This window comes from Streptomyces chlorus (assembly GCF_042655885.1).
GTDB lineage: Bacteria > Actinomycetota > Actinomycetes > Streptomycetales > Streptomycetaceae > Streptomyces > Streptomyces chlorus.
Genome location: NZ_JBHSOA010000004.1, coordinates 84,075 through 105,121, shown reverse-complemented (window position 1 = coordinate 105,121; position 21,047 = coordinate 84,075). Strand labels below are relative to the sequence as shown.

The 21,047-nt window shown below is 71.9% G+C and carries 17 protein-coding genes and 1 pseudogene; 9 read left to right on the top strand and 9 right to left on the bottom strand.

Features of this window, described 5'->3' with window-relative positions:
- Positions 1-94: 94 nt before the first annotated feature.
- The 6 genes from ACFPZI_RS02610 to rsmI all read right to left on the bottom strand — a co-directional run bounded on the left by ACFPZI_RS02610 (position 95) and on the right by rsmI (position 8,227).
- Positions 95-1,915: an outer membrane protein assembly factor BamB family protein gene (locus ACFPZI_RS02610; protein ID WP_381357593.1), complete on the bottom strand. Its 1,821-nt coding sequence runs from the start codon at positions 1,913-1,915 to the stop codon at positions 95-97.
- A 320-nt stretch (positions 1,916-2,235) separates the two neighbouring features.
- Positions 2,236-4,056, bottom strand: a complete 1,821-nt coding sequence (locus ACFPZI_RS02605; RefSeq protein WP_381357590.1) for an ABC-F family ATP-binding cassette domain-containing protein — start codon at positions 4,054-4,056, stop codon at positions 2,236-2,238.
- 217 nt (positions 4,057-4,273) lie between these two features.
- Complete coding sequence (locus tag ACFPZI_RS02600; RefSeq protein WP_381357587.1) at positions 4,274-5,179, bottom strand: 4-(cytidine 5'-diphospho)-2-C-methyl-D-erythritol kinase; 906 nt, start codon at positions 5,177-5,179, stop codon at positions 4,274-4,276.
- Positions 5,176-6,189: a 16S rRNA (adenine(1518)-N(6)/adenine(1519)-N(6))-dimethyltransferase RsmA gene (rsmA, locus tag ACFPZI_RS02595; protein WP_381357584.1), complete on the bottom strand. Its 1,014-nt coding sequence runs from the start codon at positions 6,187-6,189 to the stop codon at positions 5,176-5,178. Before rsmA ends, ACFPZI_RS02600 begins: the two co-directional genes overlap by 4 nt.
- A gap of 33 nt (positions 6,190-6,222) precedes the next feature.
- Complete coding sequence (locus ACFPZI_RS02590) at positions 6,223-7,158, bottom strand: TatD family hydrolase (protein WP_381357582.1); 936 nt, start codon at positions 7,156-7,158, stop codon at positions 6,223-6,225.
- 220 nt (positions 7,159-7,378) lie between these two features.
- Positions 7,379-8,227 carry a 16S rRNA (cytidine(1402)-2'-O)-methyltransferase gene (gene rsmI, locus ACFPZI_RS02585; RefSeq protein ID WP_381357579.1) on the bottom strand — a complete coding sequence of 283 codons (849 nt, stop codon included), beginning with the start codon at positions 8,225-8,227 and terminating at the stop codon, positions 7,379-7,381.
- Positions 8,228-8,360: 133 nt separating this feature from the next.
- Between rsmI and ACFPZI_RS02580 the strand changes: the two genes are divergently transcribed.
- From ACFPZI_RS02580 to ACFPZI_RS02570, 3 genes are all read left to right on the top strand, one after another.
- Positions 8,361-10,103, top strand: coding sequence for a dolichyl-phosphate-mannose--protein mannosyltransferase (locus ACFPZI_RS02580; protein ID WP_381357576.1), 1,743 nt, complete (start codon positions 8,361-8,363; stop codon positions 10,101-10,103).
- A gap of 924 nt (positions 10,104-11,027) precedes the next feature.
- Positions 11,028-12,680: a penicillin-binding transpeptidase domain-containing protein gene (locus ACFPZI_RS02575; RefSeq protein ID WP_381357570.1), complete on the top strand. Its 1,653-nt coding sequence runs from the start codon at positions 11,028-11,030 to the stop codon at positions 12,678-12,680.
- A gap of 142 nt (positions 12,681-12,822) precedes the next feature.
- Complete coding sequence (locus ACFPZI_RS02570) at positions 12,823-14,493, top strand: penicillin-binding transpeptidase domain-containing protein (protein ID WP_381357567.1); 1,671 nt, start codon at positions 12,823-12,825, stop codon at positions 14,491-14,493.
- 69 nt (positions 14,494-14,562) lie between these two features.
- Here the strand turns inward: ACFPZI_RS02570 and ACFPZI_RS02565 are convergent, their stop codons facing one another.
- Entirely contained in the window at positions 14,563-14,934 is a 372-nt protein-coding gene (locus ACFPZI_RS02565) for an SsgA family sporulation/cell division regulator (RefSeq protein WP_381357564.1), read from the bottom strand.
- Positions 14,935-15,101: 167 nt separating this feature from the next.
- Between ACFPZI_RS02565 and ACFPZI_RS02560 the strand changes: the two genes are divergently transcribed.
- The 6 genes from ACFPZI_RS02560 to ACFPZI_RS02535 all read left to right on the top strand — a co-directional run bounded on the left by ACFPZI_RS02560 (position 15,102) and on the right by ACFPZI_RS02535 (position 20,054).
- The gene (locus ACFPZI_RS02560) at positions 15,102-16,190 is read left to right on the top strand and encodes an energy-coupling factor ABC transporter permease (RefSeq protein ID WP_381357561.1); all 1,089 of its coding nucleotides are present in this window, start codon (positions 15,102-15,104) and stop codon (positions 16,188-16,190) included.
- 1 nt (position 16,191) lies between these two features.
- Positions 16,192-16,953, top strand: a complete 762-nt coding sequence (gene cbiQ, locus ACFPZI_RS02555; protein ID WP_381357559.1) for a cobalt ECF transporter T component CbiQ — start codon at positions 16,192-16,194, stop codon at positions 16,951-16,953.
- The gene (locus ACFPZI_RS02550) at positions 16,941-17,708 is read left to right on the top strand and encodes an energy-coupling factor ABC transporter ATP-binding protein (protein WP_381357556.1); all 768 of its coding nucleotides are present in this window, start codon (positions 16,941-16,943) and stop codon (positions 17,706-17,708) included. The genes cbiQ and ACFPZI_RS02550 overlap by 13 nt, the downstream gene beginning before the upstream one ends.
- 78 nt (positions 17,709-17,786) lie before the next feature.
- A complete protein-coding gene (locus ACFPZI_RS02545) occupies positions 17,787-18,254 on the top strand; it encodes a MarR family winged helix-turn-helix transcriptional regulator (protein ID WP_381357554.1) in 468 nt (155 codons plus the stop codon).
- Between the two features lie 100 nt (positions 18,255-18,354).
- Complete coding sequence (locus tag ACFPZI_RS02540) at positions 18,355-18,807, top strand: organic hydroperoxide resistance protein (protein ID WP_381207295.1); 453 nt, start codon at positions 18,355-18,357, stop codon at positions 18,805-18,807.
- An 80-nt stretch (positions 18,808-18,887) separates the two neighbouring features.
- Complete coding sequence (locus tag ACFPZI_RS02535) at positions 18,888-20,054, top strand: serine hydrolase domain-containing protein (RefSeq protein ID WP_381357604.1); 1,167 nt, start codon at positions 18,888-18,890, stop codon at positions 20,052-20,054.
- 240 nt (positions 20,055-20,294) lie between these two features.
- On the opposite strand, the gene ACFPZI_RS02530 is transcribed toward ACFPZI_RS02535, so the two are convergent.
- The gene (locus tag ACFPZI_RS02530) at positions 20,295-20,579 is read right to left on the bottom strand and encodes a DUF1876 domain-containing protein (RefSeq protein ID WP_381357551.1); all 285 of its coding nucleotides are present in this window, start codon (positions 20,577-20,579) and stop codon (positions 20,295-20,297) included.
- Between the two features lie 146 nt (positions 20,580-20,725).
- Positions 20,726-20,934, bottom strand: a pseudogene (locus ACFPZI_RS02525) (hypothetical protein); the annotation flags it as partial.
- Positions 20,935-21,047: the final 113 nt, after the last annotated feature.

The window sequence follows — 21,047 nt, the reverse complement described above, 5'->3', positions numbered from 1 at the left end:
CCCGATAAGGCTCCATGTCGTCGCCGGTCCCGACGCGGGCGGCGTCCATCTGCTGCACGGCGGGGACCGGCGCACCTCACCGCTGCTGCGCGCCTCACTTGCCGTAGGCGAGCATCAGCTTTTCCTTCGTGTCGTCATTGCCGGTCAGCCGTGTGGTCGAGATGTAGAAGCGGCCGTCGACCCAGTCGATCGACTTGCTGAAGAAACCGTTCTCGATGGCTGCGGTGCCCTGCGGGTTCTGCAGCAGCGTGGCCGGCTCGTGGCTGCTGCCGGTGGTCGGAATGGACACAATCCGGCCGCCCCCGTCGTACGACGGCTCCACGTAGGCGATGAGCTTGCCGCCCTCGGCCTTCATGGGCACCATCGAGTCCGACGCGGGGGACTTCACCCGCCACTTCTCCTTGCCGGTGGCGAGACTGACCGCGACGATCTCGTTGGCCCCGGTGGTCGCCTTGGTGGGCAGGTAGAGGGTGTCCCCCTCGACGACGACGCCCTCGCAGCCCTGGAGGTCACGGGCGAGGATGGCCCAGCCGCACTCGGCGGAGAAGTCCTCGTCGACGGAGACCTGGGAGCGGATCGAGCCGCCGGCGCCCAGCGTGGAGATGTTCCACGCCTTCTTGTCCTGGTTGGTGCTGTAGATGACCACCGGGTCGACGGAGTAGGCGCGCTCGACGCGCCAGCCCTTGTCGAACTTCTGGGTCCACTTGACCTTGCCGGTCTTCGGGTCGAGCTCCTGGACCTCGTCGTGCTCGTTGTTACCGCCCGCGCCGCAGGACGCGACCTGGATCAGCCGCTCGCCGCCCGCGAACCCTGCCGGGAAGCATGCCTCGCCGTACTTCCTCTTGTCGTACATCTTGTCGCCGGTCGTCACGTCGAACGCGGTGCCGGACTGCGAGCGGCCCACCATCAGCGTGTTGCCGCTGAGGGTCATCTCGATGGAGAGCACGGAGTCGAACAGCGCGCCGTCGTCGACCTTCTGCGTCCAGCCCTTCTCGCCGGTGTTGAGGTCGACGAGCTGGAGCTGGTTGCACTTGGCGCGGTCGCTGCTGCCGCTCATGTACGCGATGACGACCTTGTCGTCGGACGTCTTCTCCGAGGTGACCGCGCAGATCTTCTGCGGGAGGACGAGGGGCTCCCAGGTCGGCTTGCCGTCCGCGACGTTGTAGGCGGAGAGCTCCTTGTAGGCCGCCTTCACCGCTGTTTTGCCGGTGATCCACATGCCGGGGGCGTCGGCTCCGGAACCGGGCGCGTCGGGCGCCTCCTTGTACCAGAGCACCTTGGACTCGCCGGACTTGCGGCCCTCGTTGAGGTCCTCGGGTCCGGAGTCGCCGTCGCCGCTGCCGTCACCCGGGTTGACCGGAGCGCCGGAGGGCTGGGGCTTGGGATCGTCGCTCTGCTGGGCGACGGGCTTCTTGTCCTTCTCCTCGTCGCCGCCGGAGACCGCCCACACTGTGCCGCCGATGGCGAGCAGCACCGCCACCGCACCGCCGATGATCATGACAGGCTTGCCCTTGAAGGGGTTGCGGGAGCCGGGTCCCGGCGGCGGGGTGCCGGGCGCGCCCGGGAACTGCGGCTGCGGGTAGCCGTACCCCGGCTGCTGCCCGTACGGGCCGGGCTGCTGCGGCGGCCCGTAGGGGCCGGAAGCGTACGGTCCGGGGGCGTACGGTCCGGGCTGCTGTCCGTACGGTCCCGGCTGCTGTCCGTACGGTCCCGGCTGCGGCTGCGGTTGCCCGTACGGTCCCGGCTGCTGCGGAGGCGGGGTCTGCTGCGGGTAGCCGTACCCAGGCTGCGGCGGTCCGGACGGCGGGCCCTGCGGAGGCTGCGGGGCCGGAGCCCCGAAACCGCCACCCGGCGCGGGCGGGTCCTGCGGTGCTCCGAAGCCACCCTGCGGCGGCTGACTGGGCGGCTGAGCCATCAGCGTGTTCCCCCTTGCTCACTGATTTTTAGCCACACCCTGAGGTACGCGATGTTCCCAGAGTCGTATTCACACGGTTCCGACGGTTCTCGGACGGGCTCTTTCTATCACCCGGTACCGACAGGTCACCGGGTCCCGTCCACCGCTGTTCCCAAGGGAGAACCCGCCTGTGATACGTCCGTTACGCGCCTCCACGCCCCCTTCACACCCCGCACGCCCCGCGCACGAACCCGCGCCCGGACCTGCACCGGGGCGTGCGGGGGTGTGCGGGGTACCTGTGCGGGGACGCGGCAGGGGTCGGGAGTACGGTGCGGCCGAGGTCAGGCGTCCTCGGCGAGTTCCAGCCACTGCAGTTCGAGCGCGTCCCGCTGACCGGCCGTCTCCCGCAGCTCGGCGTCGAGTTGGGCCACCTTGGCGAAGTCCGTGGCGTTCTCGGCGATCGCGGCGTGCAGCTTGGCCTCCTTCTCGGAGACCTTGTCGAGCTGCCGTTCGATCTTCTGCAGTTCCTTCTTGGCGGCGCGCACGTCGGCGGCGCTCTTCTCGGGGACGACGTCCGCGGCCGGCTTCGCCGACGAAGGTGGGGTGGCGGACGTGGCGACCGCCTCCTCCATCTTCTTGCGCCGCTCCAGGTACTCGTCGATACCGCGCGGCAGCATCCGCAGGGCACCGTCGCCGAGCAGGGCGAACACCCGGTCGGTGGTGCGCTCGACGAAGAACCGGTCGTGGGAGATGACGATCATCGAGCCGGGCCAGCCGTCGAGGACGTCCTCGAGCTGGGTGAGGGTCTCGATGTCGAGGTCGTTGGTGGGCTCGTCGAGGAAGAGGACGTTGGGTTCGTCCATGAGCAGCCGCAGCAGCTGGAGCCGCCGCCGTTCACCGCCGGACAGGTCGCCGACGGGCGTCCACTGCTTGTCCTTGTTGAAGCCGAACGTCTCGCACAGCTGCCCGGCGGTCATCTCGCGCCCCTTGCCGAGGTCGACGCGCTCCCGGACCGCCTGCACGGCCTGGAGCACCCGCCAGGTGGGGTCGAGTTCGGCGACCTCCTGGGAGAGGTAGGCAAGTTTGACCGTCTTGCCGACGTGGATCCGTCCCGCCGTGGGCTGGGTCTCGCCCTCGCTGCGGGCGGCCTCGGTCAGGGCCCGTAGCAGGGACGTCTTCCCGGCACCGTTGACGCCGACCAGGCCAAACCGGTCACCGGGGCCGAGCTGCCAGGTGAGGTGCTTGATCAGCACCTTGGGACCCGCCTGGACGGTGACGTCCTCGAGGTCGAAGACCGTCTTGCCGAGCCGGGAGGAGGCGAACTTCATCAGCTCGCTGCTGTCCCGGGGCGGCGGGACGTCCTTGATCAGCTCGTTGGCGGCCTCGACGCGGAAGCGTGGCTTGGACGTCCGCGCGGGTGCCCCGCGGCGCAGCCAGGCCAGCTCCTTGCGGACCAGGTTCTGCCGCTTGACCTCCTCGGTGGCGGCGATGCGCTCCCGTTCGGCGCGGGCGAAGACGTAGTCGGTGTAGCCGCCCTCGTACTCGTACACGTCACCGCGCTGCACGTCCCACATGCGGGTGCAGACCTGGTCGAGGAACCAGCGGTCGTGGGTGACGCAGACGAGTGCGGAGCGCCGCTCCCTCAGGTGCCGGGCGAGCCAGGCGATGCCCTCGACGTCGAGGTGGTTGGTGGGCTCGTCGAGGACGACCAGGTCCTGGTCGTCGATGAGCAGCTTGGCGAGCGCGATCCGGCGCCGCTCGCCACCGGACAGCGGTCCGATGACGGTGTCCAGGCCCTTGGGGAATCCCGGCAGGTCCAGGCCGCCGAACAGCCCCGTCAGGACGTCCCTGACCTTGGCGTTGCCCGCCCACTCGTGGTCGGCCATGTCGCCGATGACCTCGTGCCGGACCGTGGCCTTCGGGTCGAGGGAGTCGTGCTGGGTCAGCACGCCGAGGCGCAGCCCGCCGGAGTGCGTGACCCGCCCGGTGTCCGCCTCCTCCAGTTTGGCGAGCATCCGGATCAGGGTGGTCTTGCCGTCGCCGTTGCGCCCGACGACACCGATGCGGTCCCCCTCCGAGACGCCCAGGGAGATGCCGTCGAGGAGGGCACGGGTGCCGTACACCTTGCTGACGTTCTCGACATTGACGAGATTGACGGCCATGACGCTCCTGAACCAAGGGGGATGGATCGACCCTCCAGGGTAGTCGCGCGCGACGGGCCGCTCGCCGGGTCGCCCACGGGGCCGATCGCCGGGCCGGGGGAACGGGCCTCGTACTCCGCCGGAGACGGACCGCGGACTGCGGACTGCGGACCGGGGTCCGGACCGGCGTCCGGGGCGGTCCGATCGCGGACCGGAGTCCGGGCGGCCGGCGCGGTGCCTACGCGTCGTCCAGCACGGTCGCGCCCGGTACCGGTCCCGCCGCCGTGCGGACCGTCCGGCAGGTGCCCGAGGCCCGCAGCACCGACGCCGCCTCGGCCGCCGACTCGGCGTCGGCGGCCAGGAACGCGGTGGTCGGCCCGGACCCGGAGACCAGGGCGGTCAGCGCGCCCGCCGCCCTGCCCACCGCGAGGGTGTCGGAGAGCTCGGGGAAGAGGGAGAGGGCGGCGGGCTGGAGGTCGTTGGAGACCGAGGCGGCGAGGGCGACGGCGTCGCCCTTGGCCAGGGCGTCGAGCAGGGGCTGCGCGGCCACGGGCTCGGGGATGTCCCGGCCCTCGGCCAGCCGGTCGAACTCCCGGAAGACCGCCGGGGTGGACAGCCCTCGCCGTGCCATCGCGAACACCCAGTGGAAGGTGCCACCGACCTCCAGCTCCGTCAGTCTCTCGCCCCGCCCGGTGCCCAGCGCCGCCCCGCCCACCAGCGCGAACGGCACGTCGCTGCCCAGCTCGGCGCAGATGTCGAGCAGTTCCTGCCGCGAGGCGCCGGTCCCCCACAGCGCGTCGCAGGCCAGCAGGGCGCCGGCGCCGTCGGCGCTGCCGCCCGCCATGCCGCCGGCGACGGGGATGTCCTTGGTGATGTGGAGGTGCACGTCGGCGTCCCGGCCGTACCGCTCGGCGAGCGCGAGGGCCGCGCGGGCGGCGAGGTTCGTACGGTCCAGGGGCACCTCGGCGGCGTCCGAACCCTCGCAGGTGACGCGCAGGCCGCCGGCGGAGGGCGTGACGGTGACCTCGTCGTGGAGGCCGACCGCGAGGAAGACGTTGGCCAGGTCGTGGAAGCCGTCGGGGCGGGCCGCGCCGACCGCGAGCTGGACGTTGACCTTGGCGGGCACGCGGACGGTGACGCTCACGCGACGGGCTCCTCGGGTGACTGCTTCGGTTCCCGCTGCTTCGGTTCCCGCTGCCCCCGCCGTTCCTTGGGCTCGGCCTGCCCCTTGGGCTCGGCCTGCCCCTTGGGCTCGGCCTGCCCCTTGGGCTCGGCCTGCCCCTTGGGCTCGGCCTGCCCCTTGTGCTCGGCGATGCGCGCGAACTCCTCGACGGTCAAGGACTCGCCGCGGGCCTGCGGCGACACCCCGGCGGCGACCAGTGCGGTCTCCGCCGCCGCGGCCGAGCCCGCCCATCCGGCGAGGGCGGCCCGCAGGGTCTTGCGGCGCTGGGCGAAGGCCGCGTCGACGACGGCGAAGACCTCGCGCCGGGTGGCGGTGGTCTTCAGCGGCTCGTCGCGGCGGACCAGGGAGACCAGGCCGCTGTCGACGTTGGGCGCCGGCCAGAACACGCTCCGCCCGATGGCGCCGGCCCGCTTGACCTCGGCGTACCAGTTGGCCTTGACCGAGGGCACGCCGTACACCTTCGAGCCGGGCGGGGCGGCGAGCCGGTCGGCGACCTCGGCCTGGACCATGACGAGGGTGCGTTCGATGCTCGGGAAGGTTTCGAGCATGTGCAGCAGCACCGGGACGGCCACGTTGTAGGGCAGGTTGGCGACCAGCGCGGTCGGGGCGGGGCCGGGCAGCTCGGTGACCCGCATCGCGTCGGAGTGGACCAGCGCGAACCGGTCGGCACGCTCCGGCATCCGGGCCGCGACGGTCGCGGGCAGGGCGGCGGCGAGGACGTCGTCGATCTCGACGGCGGTGACCCGGTCGGCGGCCTCCAGCAGCGCCAGGGTGAGCGAGCCGAGCCCCGGTCCGACCTCGACGACCACGTCGTCGGGGCGGACCTCGGCGGTGCGCACGATACGGCGGACCGTGTTCGCGTCGATCACGAAGTTCTGGCCGCGCTGCTTGGTGGGCCGTACGCCGAGCGCGGCCGCGAGTTCGCGGACGTCGGCGGGGCCCAGGAGGGCGTCGGGGGTGGGGCTGGTCACGGGACAAGGGTACGGGGCGCGGGACCCCGCGGGTCACGCCTGTGGATAACCGAAGGCCCGGGCCGTGTTCGCCGCGAGGGCCGTGGCGAGGGTGTCCTCGTCGGTACCGCGTACGGCCGCCATGGCGCGCACGGTGACCGGCACCAGGTACGGGGCGCCCGGCCGGCCGCGGTAGGGCACCGGCGTCAGGAACGGGGCGTCGGTCTCCACCAGGACGAGCTCCAGCGGGGCGACGGCGAGGGCGTCGCGCAGGTTCTGGGCGTTCTTGAAGGTGACGTTGCCGGCGAACGACATGAAGTACCCGGCGCGGGCGCAGATCTCCGCCATCCCGGCGTCCCCCGAGTAGCAGTGGAAGACGGTGCGTTCCGGTGCGCCCTCCTCCTTGAGTACGCGCAGCACGTCGGCGTGGGCGTCGCGGTCGTGGATCACCAGGGCCTTGCCGTGCCGCTTGGCGATCTCGATGTGGGCGCGGAAGGACCGCTCCTGCGCCTCCTTGCCCTCGGGCCCGGTGCGGAAGTAGTCCAGTCCGGTCTCGCCGACGCCCTTGACCTGGGGCAGCGCGGCCAGCCGGTCGATCTCGGCGAGCGCCTCGTCCAGGGCCGCGTCCCCGCCGGGCTCCCGCGCCCCCTGCCGCGACCATCCGTCGGGATCTCCGTGCACGATGCGCGGCGCCTCGTTCGGGTGCAGCGCGACGGTCGCGTGGACGCTCTCGTACGCGGCGGCCGTCTCCGCGGCCCAGCGTGAGCCCGCGAGGTCGCAGCCGACCTGGACCACGGTCGTCACGCCCACGGACGCGGCCTTGGCGAGGGCTTCCTCCACCGTGCCGGACTGCATGTCGAGGTGGGTGTGCGAGTCCGCGACCGGCACCCGCAGCGGCTCCGGGAGTGGCGGGGCGGCGTTCCTGTCCGACGTGTCCGAGGTGGTCTCGGTGGCGGTGCCGGTGGCGGTGTCGCGGGCGTTCGAAGGCATGCCCCGATCCTACGGATCGCACGGAACCGGCATCCCCACCGCGGGAACGGCCGGTTCGTCCCTCCCGGCGCCACCCGGACCTTCTGCCGACACCGGCTGCACGCGTCCCGAAGGGGCGCGGGACCGTATCGCTCTGCGGCTCCGCCGCGTGGGCGCGGCCGGCCGCACACCACCAGCGGCCCGCGACGAAGCCGACCGCCGACGGCGTTACCCGCCCCGCTCACCCCGTGGAGCGCTTCGCCGCCACCACGGCGTCGAAGACCTCCCGCTTGGGCACCCCCGCCTCCACGGCGACCGCCGCGATGGCCTCCTTGCGCCGCTCCCCCGCCTCCTCGCGCACCCCTACCCGGCGCACCAGCTCGGCGGCGTCCACTTCCTCGGGCCCGTGGTCCGGGGCGCCCTCGACGACGACGGTGATCTCGCCGCGTACGCCCTCGGCCGCCCATGCGGCCAGCTCGGCCAGCGGACCGCGCCTGACCTCCTCGTACGTCTTGGTCAGCTCACGGCAGACGGCGGCGCGGCGCTCGGTGCCGAACACCTCGGCCATCGCGGCGAGCGTGGCGTCGAGCCGGTGCGGGGACTCGAAGTAGACGAGGGTGCGCCGCTCCCCGGCGACCTCCCGCAGCCGCCCCAGCCGCTCCCCGGCCTTGCGGGGCAGGAACCCCTCGAAGCAGAACCGGTCGACGGGGAGCCCGGACAGGGCGAGCGCGGTGAGCACGGCGGACGGTCCGGGCACGGCGGTGACCTTGATGTCCCGCTCGACGGCGGCGGCGACCAGCCGGTATCCGGGGTCGGACACCGAGGGCATCCCGGCGTCCGTCACCAGGAGCACGCGGGCACCGCCCGCCAGCTCCTCGACCAGTTCGGGCGTACGGGCGGACTCGTTGCCCTCGAAGTAGGAGACCACCCGTCCCTTGGGGGTGACGCCGAGCGCCTGGGTCAGCCGCCGCAGCCGCCGGGTGTCCTCGGCGGCGACGACGTCGGCGCCGGCCAGTTCCTCGGCGAGCCGGGGCGGGGCGTCGGAGACGTCGCCGATGGGGGTGCCTGCGAGTACGAGGATTCCGGTCACTCCCTCATCCTCCCAGGGCCATGGCACCCACGAGGACGGGCCGTGCCCGCTCCCGGTGCGGCGGAGTCGGGCATACCGGGCCCATACCTCCCATGCACGGGACTCGCACAGGGCCATTCCCTACGATGGCGCGGTGACGAGTACCGCGTCCTCCACGGACACCCGGCAGGAACAGCCGCCGCAGGACCAGCAACCGTCGTGGCAGCGGCGGCTCCGCCGTTTCGGCTACACGGCGAGGCCCGGGGGCGACGTCCGCGACCGCTTGGTCCCGCCGTACACGAAGCCGTCCGGCAGACTGTGGACGGCGCTCGGGGTGCCGCCGTCGCTCGGCGACAGGATCACGCGCTGGTCGGGCTGGGGCGGTCCGCTGCTGGTCACGCTGCTGGCGGGGGTGCTGCGCTTCTGGGACCTGGGCAGCCCCAGGAAGGTGATATTCGACGAGACGTACTACGCGAAGGACGCGTGGGCGCTGGTCCACCGCGGCTTCGAGGTCGACTGGGACAAGGCCGCGGACAAGCTGATCCTCTCCTCCGGTGGGGACGTCTCCATCCCGATCGAAGCGGCGTATGTGGTGCATCCGCCGGTCGGCAAGTACGTCATCGGGCTGGGCGAGCTGATGTTCGGGTTCGACCCGTTCGGCTGGCGGTTCATGACGGCCATGCTCGGCACGCTCTCGGTCCTGATGCTGTGCCGGATCGGCCGGCGCCTGTTCCGCTCGACGTTCCTCGGCTGCCTGGCGGGCGCGCTGATGGCGGTGGACGGCCTGCACTTCGTGATGAGCCGCACCGCGCTGCTCGACGGGGTGCTGATGTTCTTCGTGCTGGCGGCCTTCGGCTGTCTGGTCGTCGACCGGGACCGGGCGCGGGAGAAGCTCGCGGCCGCACTGCCCGTGGGCACCGACGGCAGGACCCTGCCGGACGCGCACATCGCCGAGACCGCGCGGCTGGGCCTGCGGCCGTGGCGGCTGGCGGCGGGGCTGATGATGGGCCTGGCGTTCGCCACGAAGTGGAACGGCCTGTACATCATGGCCGCGTTCTGTGTGATGGCGGTGCTGTGGGACGTCGGCTCCCGCCGGACCGCCGGCGCCCGCGGCCCCGTCCGGGCCGTGGTGAGGCGCGACCTGGGCTGGGCGTTCCTGTCCACGGTGCCGGTCGCCCTGGCGACGTACCTCATCTCCTGGATCGGCTGGTTCCGCTCCCCGGACGACGGCAGCGGCGGCTACTACCGCGAGTGGGCCGTGACCGACGGCAAGGACAGCACCTGGTCGTGGCTGTTCCCCGACTGGTGGCGCAGCTTCTGGCACTACGAGAACCAGGTGTACGAGTTCCACGTCGGCCTGTCCTCGCCGCACCCCTACGAGTCCAACCCGTGGAGCTGGATCGTCGTGGGCCGCCCGGTCTCGTTCTTCTACGAGTCCCCGGCACCCGGCACGGACGGCTGCCCGGCCGACGTGGCCGAGAAATGTGCCCGCGAGGTGCTGGCCCTGGGCACGCCCCTGCTGTGGTGGGTGGGGTGCTTCGCGCTCCTTTACGTCCTGTGGCGCTGGTTCTTCCGCCGCGACTGGCGGGCGGGCGCCATCGCCTGCGGCATCGCGGCCGGCTACCTGCCCTGGTTCTTCTACCAGGAGCGCACGATCTTCTACTTCTACTCCGTCGTCTTCCTCCCCTTCCTGTGCCTGGCGGTGGCGATGCTCCTGGGCGCACTCATCGGCCCACCCCGCGCCGGCGAGACCCGCCGCGTGGCGGGCGCCACGGCCGCGGGCGTCCTGACCCTCCTGATCGCCTGGAACTTCATCTACTTCTGGCCCATCTACACCGGGCAGGCGATCCCGATCGACGGCTGGCGGGCCCGGATGTGGCTGGACACGTGGGTCTGACACAGGTGCCCCGGAGGTGGAGCCGTGGCGATGGCACCGTTGAATCCCGAGGGCCTGCTGCCCGGCGAACGGCTCGTCCTGCGCAAGAACGCCAACGCCGTCATCGCCGTCCGGGAGGCGGGCCTGTCCCGATTCCCCCTCGACGGCCTGATGTGGACGGTGGGGATGCGAGGGGAGGAGGCCATCGGCGGTCGTCTCCACCTGACGAACCACCGGCTCGTGTTCAGGTCCCACCGCGTCAACCGTGCGCGGGGCACGTTCGGTGTCTTCCCGCCCTGCATCGAGGAGATATCGAGGAGATCCGGAACACGTCGTTCGCCCTCACCCGCCAGGTCACGGTTTCCACGGCGATGCAGGACTTCACGTTCGTCGTCCGGGGCGTTCCCGCGCTCATCGACACCATTGACCGGTACCGCGCCGGGTTCGACGACGCGTACCTCCCCGAGCCGGCCTCGTGCCGGCCGAGCCCTGGAAGGTCGGCGACGGCCTTCAGCGCTCCGCCCGCCATGAACCCCTCGACGCCGGCTTGGACCCCGTGTGCAGTCGGGGCGACGGCTTCTCGACGATCGCGGCAGCCCTCGCCCACAGGATCGACCCCCGATCCGCTCGGACCGAAGTGACCGGAGCCCTGCAGGTCATCGACCTCCTTTCACGCGCCGCCGGCCGACGCCCGCCCCCGGTCCTGACGACGGGCACCGGCGGCATGCGGGGCGGAACGTACGGGTCCTCGGAACGTGAACTTCACGTCTGCTGTTCGGGGTTGGGGCGGACCTCATCGGTGGCGGCCGGGCTCGATCTCCTTTCGGACAACAAAGGGAAACAGTCGCCCCTGCCGTCACTCCTTGTGCGTAGAGTGCTCACTCGCCGAACTTTCTGAACACGTTCAGAAGGCGTGGGGGTCCGGCGGGGGAGGGGAAGCGCCCGATGGGCAAGGGGGTCAAGGCCACCGTCATCGGCGGTGTGTTCGCGGTGATGGTGGGTGGGGCCGGGTACGGGGTCTACACCATCGTGTCGGCGGTGAACGGCGACGGGGGCGGGGGCGGTTCGGACGCGGCCGTGACGAAGAAGTCCGGGCCGCCGGACAAGGAGGAGGTCGAGAAGGCGAGCGGGACGTTCTTCGCGGCCTGGGAGAAGGGGCAGGCGGCACAGGCGGCGTCGTACACGAACAACGCCGAGGGCGCCGCCCCGCTGCTGGCGGCCTACGGCGAGGACGCCCGCATAGCCGACGTCGAGATCACGCCCGGGACGCCCGCCGGCACCACCGTGCCGTTCCGGGTGAAGGCGACCGTCTCGTACGACGGGAAGTCCGAACCGCTCGCCTACAAGAGCGAGTTGACCGTCGTGCGCGGGCAGACCACCGGGCGGGCGCTGGTCGACTGGGAGCCGTCCGTCGTCCATCCGGAGCTCAAGGACGGCGACACCCTCGTCACCGGGGAGGCCGCGCAGCCGCCGATCGAGGCCGTGGGCCGGGACGGCACGGTGCTGACGGAGGAGAAGTACCCCTCTCTCGGCCCGATTCTGGACACCCTGCGCGAGAAGTACGGCGACAAGGCGGGCGGCACCCCCGGCATCGAGCTGACGATCCGGCACGCCGAGGGCTCCGCGGGCGAGGCGGGTGCCGCCGACTCCACGCTGGTGACGCTCGCGAAGGGCAAGCCCGGCAAGCTGCGTACGACGCTCAGCGCGGGCGTGCAGGCCGCCGCCGAGAAGGCGGTGAAGGAGTTCGCCGAGTCGTCGGTGGTGGCCGTGCAGCCGAGCACCGGCGAGGTGCTGGCCGTGGCCAACCACCGCGAGGACGGGTTCGACGCGGCGTTCCAGGGCCGGGTCGCCCCCGGCTCCACCATGAAGATCATCACCGCGGCCATGCTCATCGACAACGGCGTGGCCTCGATGAACGGCCCGGCTCCCTGCCCGCCCACCGCGACCTGGCAGAGCCAGACCTTCAAGAACCTCACCGGCATGGAGCCGAACGAGGGCGCCACCCTCGCCAACAGCTTCCTGCGTTCCTGCAACACGGCCTTCATCAAACTCATCGACGAGGAGCCGCTGACCGACGCCTCGCTCACCCAGGAAGCGCAGGAGCGGTTCGGGCTCGGCCGGGACGACTGGGCGACCGGTGTCGTCTCCTTCGACGGCAGCGTCCCCTCCGTCAGCGGACCGGACCGCGCGGCGAACGCCATCGGCCAGGGCCAGGTGCAGATGAACCCGCTGAACATGGCGTCGGTGACGGCCACCGCCATCACCGGTACCTTCCGTCAGCCGTACCTCGTCCACCCGGAGCTCGACGGCCGGCAGCTGGCGCAGGCGAAGGGTCTGCCGGCGGGCACCGCGAGCCAGCTGAAGCAGATGATGCGCCTGACGGCCACCCAGGGCACCGCCGCGCAGGCCATGTCCGGTCTCGGCGGCGACATCGGCGCGAAGACCGGCTCCGCCGAGGTCGACGGCAACGCCACTTCCGACAGTTGGTTCACCGGCTTCCGGGGCGACATCGCGGCGGCGGCCATGACCCAGCAGGGCGGCCACGGCGGCGACGCGGCCGGTCCGATTGTCGCAGCTGTGCTACGAGCGGGCGGCTGACCGCGACGCGCGGAAGGCGGGACTCTAGGCTGGTGGCCGTCATTGGCCTGGGCGCATCGACGCCCATCGGCCCGGTATGACCATGTGACGGCATGACAGTACGGCCGGCAGCCCGGCGGACTTTGCGGAGGATCGAACAGCAGTGGGCAACAGAAAGCGCGTCGCCGAGCGACGGAAGACCAACCCCGCCGTGCTCGGCGGAGTGATCGCCGTCGTCGTCGGGGGTGCCGGATTCGGCGCCTACGCGCTGTTCGGGGGCGGGTCCGGAACCGGGGACGGCACCCGGACGTCGGCCACCCAGCAGGCCAAGGCCAAGAGCGGCCCGCTGTCCGCCGCCGAGGTCACCGCCGCGGCCGACCGTTTCCTCACCGCCTGGCAGCAGGGCAAGGTGAGCGAGGCCGCCGACGCCACCGACGACCCGGAGGCGGCCACCGCCCTGCTCACCGGCTACGCCAAGGACGCCCGCGTCAAGGACGTCACCCTCGCCGCCGGCACCCGCACCGGCGCCGAGGTCCCGTTCTCCGTCAAGGGCACGGTGACGTACGAGGAGATCACCGAGCCACTGGCGTACGACAGCAAGCTGACCGTCGTACGCCGGGACGGGGACGGCGAACCGCAGGTCGCATGGCAGTCCGCGGTCGTGCACCCCGACCTCAAGGACGGCGACAAGCTGGTCACGGGCGAAACGGACACCCCGCCGATCAAGGCGCTGGACCGGGACGGCGGCGAGCTGACCACCAAGACCTACCCCTCCCTGGGTCCGGTCCTCGACGGGCTGCGCGAGAAGTACGGGAAAACAGCGGGCGGCAAGGCCGGCATCGAGCTGCGGGTCGCCCGCGGCAAGGAGTCCAAGAAGGCGGAGGCCTCCGACAAGACCGTGCTGGAGCTGAGCAAGGGCATCCCCGGCACGGTGAAGACCACACTGGACCCGACCCTCCAGGCGGCGGCCGAGGAGCAGGTGGCCAAGAAGGCCAAGTCGTCGGTGGCGGTGATACGCGCGTCGACCGGCGAGATTCTCGCCGCCGCGAACTCCTCACGCGGGTTCAACACCGCGTTCCAGGGTTCGCTGGCCCCGGGTTCGACGCTGAAAGTGCTCACCGCCTCGCTGCTGATCGAGAAGGGCCTCGCCTCCATCGACGAGAAGCACCCGTGCCCGAAGTACTCCAGTTACGGCGGCTGGAAGTTCCAGAACCTCGACAAGTTCGAGATCAAGGGCGGCACCTTCCGCGACAGCTTCGGCGCCTCCTGCAACACCGCCTTCATCAGCCAGGCGCCCGAGCTGAAGGACGACGACCTGACCAAGCAGGCCCAGCAGGTCTTCGGGCTCTCGCGCGACGACTGGCAGATCGGGGTCTCGTCCTTCGACGGCTCGGTGCCGGTGCAGAAGGACGCCCCCATGGCCGCCTCCCTGATCGGCCAGGGCGGCGTGCGGATGAACCCGCTGAACATGGCGTCGGTGTCGGCGACCGTCAAGGCGGGCGAGTTCCATCAGCCGTACCTGGTGTCGCCGGAGGTGGACGGCCGGAAGCTGGCCACCGCCTCGCGCACCATGTCGGCCGGGACCGCGACGCAACTGCGGCAGCTCATGTCGTACACGGCGACCAGCGGCACCGCGGCGAAGGCGATGGCCGGGGTCAGCGGTGACAAGGGCGCGAAGACCGGCTCGGCCGAGGTCGACGGTCAGAAGAAGCCCAACGGCTGGTTCACCGCGTACCGCGGGGACCTCGCGGCGGCGGGCGTCGTACAGGCGGGCGGCCACGGCGGCTCCACGGCGGGCCCGATCGTGGCGAGCCTGCTGAAGCTCGGCGACTGATCGGCGACTGATCCGGGGGCCGGCTCCCGGATCAGTCCCGGATCACTCCCGGATCAGCGGGGCCGTCCGTCAGTGCGGGACCGGTTCGGCGGCTGCCGCGGCCACGTACGTGCGTCGCAGGAACCGCGTCAGGGCCTTCGTCTCGAACTGCACCACCGACACCCCCTGCGCCGAGTGGAACTCCACGACCGTCTGCACGCGGCCGCACGGCCACACCTGCACGTCACCGCTGCCCACGGAGGTGCGCAGCCCATGTTCGAGCAGGTCACGGGGCAAGGTCCACTCGCGGGCGGGGGTACCGGTCAGCCTCACCCGCACGGTTCGGGGGTCACGCTCGGGGTCGTAGCTCAGCCTGACCGGCACCGCTCCTCGGTCCATGGCCTGGGGGGCGTCCGCGTCCGTGACGATCTGGGCGCGCGCGTACTGCTCGACTACGTTCATGAGTGGCCCCTTACGGTGCGCTACCTGTACGAAAGCCGTATACCCACCCCTGCTCCAATGTCGCACAGATTCCGGAATCCCACTCTCCGTAGGGAACCTGCCACGCATGCGACAAGGCGGCATACGCGCTCTTGCAAGTCTGTTGCAGGAGCGAGCATCATCGGACAGTGCATGTCCCTGACGGCTTCATCAACGCTCCCGTGTCCGCCGCCACCGCCGTGGTCGCCGCCGGCGCCGTGGCGGTCAGCCTGCGCGGCGCGCGCCGCGAGCTCGGGGGCGAGCGGGCGGCGCCGCTGGCCGGCCTGGTGGCGGCGTTCATCTTCGCCGTGCAGATGCTGAACTTCCCCGTAGCGGGAGGCACCAGCGGCCATCTGCTCGGCGGCGCGCTCGCCGCGATACTCGTGGGCCCCTGGGCAGGGGTCCTGTGTGTCTCCGTCGTCCTCCTGACGCAGGCGATCCTCTTCGCCGACGGTGGCCTGACCGCGCTCGGCGTGAACATCACCTGCATGGCGATCGTCACGACGGCCGTCGCGTACACGCTGTTCCGCGGGCTGGTGAAGGTGCTGCCGCGCACTCGCCGGTCGGTGACCGCGGCGTCCTTCGTCGCCGCCCTGGTCTCGGTCCCGGCCTCCGCGCTCGTCTTCACCCTGATCTACGCGATCGGAGGCACCACCGATGTCGCGATCGGCAGGGTCGCCACCGCCATGGTGGGCGTCCACCTCCTGATCGGTCTCGGCGAGGCCGTGATCACGGCCATGACCGTCAGTGCCGTCATCGCCGTCCGCCCGGACCTGGTGTACGGGGCGCGCGGACTGGAACGGAGGCTCCAGCTGAGGGTGGACGGCGAACTGGTCGACGCCCCGGTAGCCGGACCCGAAGCCGAATCGCGGCGGGCCCCGACCGCCGCGCGATCCCCGCGCAGGGTCTGGATCGGCGGTCTGGTCATCTCCCTGGTTCTCGCCGGATTCGTCAGCTTCTACGCATCCGCCGACCCGGACGGTCTGGAGAGGGTCGCCACCGACCACGGCATCGACAAGAAGGCCGAGGAGCACGACGTTGCCGACTCCCCGCTCGCCGACTACGGCGTCAAGGACGTCGATGACGCCCGGATCTCCGGCGGACTCGCGGGTGTGATCGGCGTCGGTGTCACGGTCGTCGCGGGCAGCGGCGTCTTCTGGGTGGTCCGCAGGCGGCGCGCGGGCGAGGAGGCCGACGCGACCTCGCCGGCGAACACGAGCACCGACACGAGCGCCTGACATGGGCGCCGGCCACACCCACCGGCTGTACCGGCACGCGCACTCCCCCGTGCACGCGCTGCCCCCGCACACCAAGCTCGCCGCGGTCCTCGCCTTCGTGGTGGTCGTGGTGTCCACCCCGCGCGAGGCGATGTGGGCGTTCGGGGCGTACGCGGTGCTGCTCGGACTCGTCGCGTACGCGGCCCGCGTCCCGGCCGGGTTCCTGCTGCGGCGGCTGCTGATCGAGGTGCCGTTCGTCGCCTTCGCGGTGCTCATGCCGTTCGTGGCGGAGGGCGAGCGGATCGACGTGCTCGGACTGTCTCTGAGCGTCAACGGGCTCTGGGGCGCCTGGAACGTGCTGGCCAAGGGCACCCTGGGCGTCGCCGCCTCCGTCCTGCTGGCCGCGACGACCGAGCTGCGCGAGCTGCTCCTCGGCCTGCAGCACCTGCGGCTGCCGCCGCTGCTGGTACAGATCGCCTCGTTCATGATCCGGTACGGCGACGTGATCACCGACGAGATGCGGCGCATGCGGATCGCCCGTGAGTCCCGCGGATTCGAGACGCGCGGTGTCCGGCACTGGGGTGTGCTGGCGAAGTCGGCGGGCGCGCTGTTCATCCGCTCCTACGAACGCGGCGAGCGGGTGCACCTGGCCATGATCAGCCGCGGCTACTCCGGTTCGATGCCGGTCATCGACGAAGTGACCGTGTCCCGGGCACAGTGGTCGTACGCGCTGGCCCTCCCGTCCGCCGCCCTCGTCGTCTGCGTACTGGGATGGGTGCTGTGACAGCTTCTCTGGAGGTCTCCGGCCTCGCCTTCGCCTACCCGGACGGCCACCAGGCCCTGTTCGGCGTCGGCTTCTCGATCGCGCGCGGCGAGCGGGTCGCGCTGCTCGGCCCGAACGGCGCCGGCAAGACGACCCTGGTGCTGCACCTCAACGGCATCCTGACCGGCGGAACCGGCACCGTCACCGTCGCCGGACTGCCTGTCGGCAAGCGGCACATGGCCGAGATCCGGCGCCGGGTCGGCATCGTCTTCCAGGACCCGGACGACCAGCTCTTCATGCCGACCGTGCGGGAGGACGTGGCGTTCGGTCCGGCGGCGGCCGGGCTCAGGGGCACAGAGCTGGAGGAGCGGGTCGACCGGGCACTGGCCCTGGTCGGCATGGCCGGGTTCAAGGACCGGCCCCCGCACCACCTCTCCTTCGGCCAGCGCCGGCGGGTGGCCGTGGCGACGGTGCTGGCGATGGAGCCGGAGATCCTGGTCCTGGACGAGCCGTCCTCCAACCTGGACCCCGCCTCCCGCCGCGAACTGGCCGACATCCTGCGCTCGCTGGACGTGACCGTCCTGATGGTCACGCACGATCTGCCGTACGCCCTGGAGCTGTGCCCGCGCGCCCTGATCCTCAGCGACGGCGTCATCGCCGCGGACGGCCCCACCGCCGGCCTGCTCGCCGACGACGCCCTGATGCGCGCACACCGCCTGGAACTGCCTTTCGGCTTCGACCCACGGTCGGTGGCGGCCACGCCCGGCCGTCCGTGACACGCGGCCATCCGCGACGCCCGGCCATCCTTGACGCCCGGGCGTCCGTGCCTCCCGGCCGTCCGTGACAATGGGCGCGTGACGAACGAGGAGACCGAGGGCTCGCTGCTGCTGGACGAACAGTTGTGCTTCGCGCTGTACGCCGCCCAGCGCACGGTGACAGCCGCGTACCGCCCGCTCCTCGACGAGCTGGGCCTGACGTATCCGCAGTATCTGGTACTGCTGGTGCTGTGGGAGCGGGGTGAGACGACGGTCAAGGAGTTGGCGTCGGCCCTGCGTCTCGACTACGGCACGATGTCACCCCTGCTGAAACGGCTGGAGGGCGCGGGTCTGGTCCGCCGAGAGCGGGCGGCGCACGACGAGCGCTCGGTGCTGATCGCGTGCACCGGACGCGCGGAGGAACTGCGGGAGCGCGCGGCCCGGGTGCCCGGCGCGTTGCTCGCGGCGACCGGGCTCAAGGGTGCCGAGGTCGTGAGACTGCGTGAGGAGCTGCGGCAACTGGCCCGGCGGGCGGAGGCGGCGGCGGAGCGGTCCCGCCGACCATGAGTTACCCCCGGTAACTCCCCCCTGACGGCAGCGACTTACTACCGGCCAGTACCTTGTGCACGATGCATTTGCGCACACCTGATCCGGGGAAGGCCCAGCCATGACTGACGACACCGCTGTCGCCACCGACACCCGCCCGACGAAGATCATGTACGTCGCCGAGGCCACCGCGCACGGCGGCCGGAACGGCTATGTCACCAGCCAGGACGGCCACCTCGCCCTGAAGGTCGCGATGCCCCCCGTGCTGGGCGGCGACGGCAACGGCACCAACCCGGAGCAGCTGTTCGCGGCCGGTTTCAGCTCCTGCTTCCACAACGCGCTCATCCTCGTGGGCAACCGCGCCGGCTACGACCTCACCGGCTCCACGGTCGCCGCGAAGGTCGGCATCGGCCCCAACAAGCAGCGCGGCTACGGTCTCGCGGTCGCCCTGAGCGTCTCCCTCCCGGTCCTCGACCCCGACCTCGCGACCAAGCTGGTGGACGCGGCCCACCGGGCCTGCCCGTACTCCAACGCCACGCGCGGCAACATCGACGTAACGATCGTGCTCGGCTAGCACGGCCCAGGAATCGCAGGCGGACGGCGGCGGTTGCACCCACTGTTGCAGGCGCGTGGAAGGGACCGACGGACGTGGGCGTGGATGTGCACGGCACAGTGGCCGAGGGCTTCGAACCGGTCCGGGAAGCGTTCGTCCGGAACTTCGAGACGCTCGGGGACCGGGGCGCGGCCGTAACCGTGCACCGGGACGGGCAGCGGGTCGTCGACCTGTGGGCCGGCACGAAGGACTTCGACGGCGACGGCGACGAGCCGTGGCAGCGGGGCACGGCGCAGGTCGTCCGCTCCGCGACCAAGGGCGTCGCCGCCGCCGTGCCCCTGCTGCTGCACCAGTACGGCGAACTGGACCTGGACGCGCCCGTCGGCCACTACTGGCCCGAGTTCAAGGCCCGGGGCAAGGAACGGGTGCTGGTCCGGCACATACTGAACCACCGGGCCGGGCTTCCTCTCCTCGACCGCCCGCTCACCCCGCGGGAGGCGCTCGACCCGCTGCGGGGCGCCGAGGCCGTCGCCGACCAGGCACCCGTGTGGGAGCCGGGCACGGACCACGGCTACCACGCCCTCACCTACGGCTGGCTGCTCGACGGGCTGGTACGACGGGTGACGGGCCGGGGCGCCGGTGAGTGGATCGCGGAGCGGATCGCCGCTCCCCTCGGGCTGGACTTCTGGCTGGGCCTGCCGGACGCGGAGGCCGGCCGGGTGGGGCGCGTCGGCCCGGTCGAGGGGCCCGAACCGTCCGGCGCGCTGCGCGCCCGCCCCAAGCGCTCGGTGACCGAGGCCTACGACGATCCCGCCTCCGTCACCCGCCGGGCCTTCGCCGCGATCGACCCGTTCCCGGACCACAACGACCCGGAGTTCCGCGCGGTGCCCCACCCCGCGGCCAACGGCATCGCGACGGCGGACGGACTGGCCTGCTTCTACGCCTCGCTCATCGGGCAGGTCGACGGCGTACGCCTCTTCGACCCGGCCACCGTCGAACGCGCCCGCGCCGAGGAGTCGGCGGGCCCGGACCGCGTCCTGATCGTCGGCACCCGCTTCGGCCTCGGCTACATGCTGCACGGCAGCGCGTCGCCCTTCCTGGCCCCGGGCTCCTTCGGCCACCCCGGCCGCGGCGGCTCCCTCGGCTTCGCCGACCCGGAGACGGGCATCGCCTTCGGCTACGTCACCAACGGCTTCCGCACGAGCGTGACATCGGACCCCCGGGCCCAGGCCCTGGTACGGGCGGTGCGCTCGGTCGTCCTCGGCTAGCTCGTAGATCGCCGCCCGTACGCCATCGCCCGTGCGGAGTCGCTCACGCGCCCTCGTCCGTGCGGGGCGCGCGCGCACCTCGTCCATGCGGGGCGCGCGCACCCCGTCCCACTCACGCCCCGGTAGCGCGTACGGCGTCACTCACGCCCCGTCGCCCGTGCCGGGTCGCTCACACGCCATCGCCCGTGCGGGGCGCGCGCACCCCGTCCCACTCACGCCCCGTCGCCGGTTCGGGGGCGCTCACACATGGATCGGGTGTGAGGTCCGGCCCGAGGTCGCGTCGATCTCGTCGTGCGCCTTGGTCAGCAGTTGCATGGCGAGCTCGTTGAGCGCCCTGGCACCGGCGACCTCCTCCCCGACCCTGGGCTGGTTCTCGTCGACCCGGTGCCGGCTCGCGTGCCCGTGGCCCCGTATCTCGGTCCCGTCGGGCAAGCGCACCATCGCCGCCGCCCGCGTGTGCTGGTCGTCCTCCATGAACTCCATCTCGACGTGCCACCCCACGGTGGTGTGCATGGTGTTCGTCATGACGGTCACCTCCGGAAAGTTCTGATTCCAGGGTGCGCCTCCCTCTGCCCGACCGCACCCGGCCGTTGCCCACCGCATCCCGCGCGCTCCGGGGCGGCCTCTCCCTGGACACCGTGAGCACTTCTCCGGAAAGTGTCACGGCCCGCTCATCCGAGGCCACTACGGACAACACGACCGCCCATGCTCACGCCGCAGCACCCCTGTCCCGAGCACGGCATCAACCCGATCCCGACGACCAGCAGCCCGGCCCCGCGACCCGCAGAGCACCGAAGCGCTCCCGGAAGAACAGCGCCCCGATACCGGCTCCCACGCTGACCGACGGTTCCCGCAGGGCGGCGACAAGGGCGAGGGCTGCGCAGTCGCCGGAGTCAGGGGCGCTGTCGTCATGCGGGGCGCGGTGGCGGTCTGGCTGCGCGGGGTGGGCGGGCCCCGTCGGCCCGGCCGGTGGGCGTACGAGGAAGCCGGTGA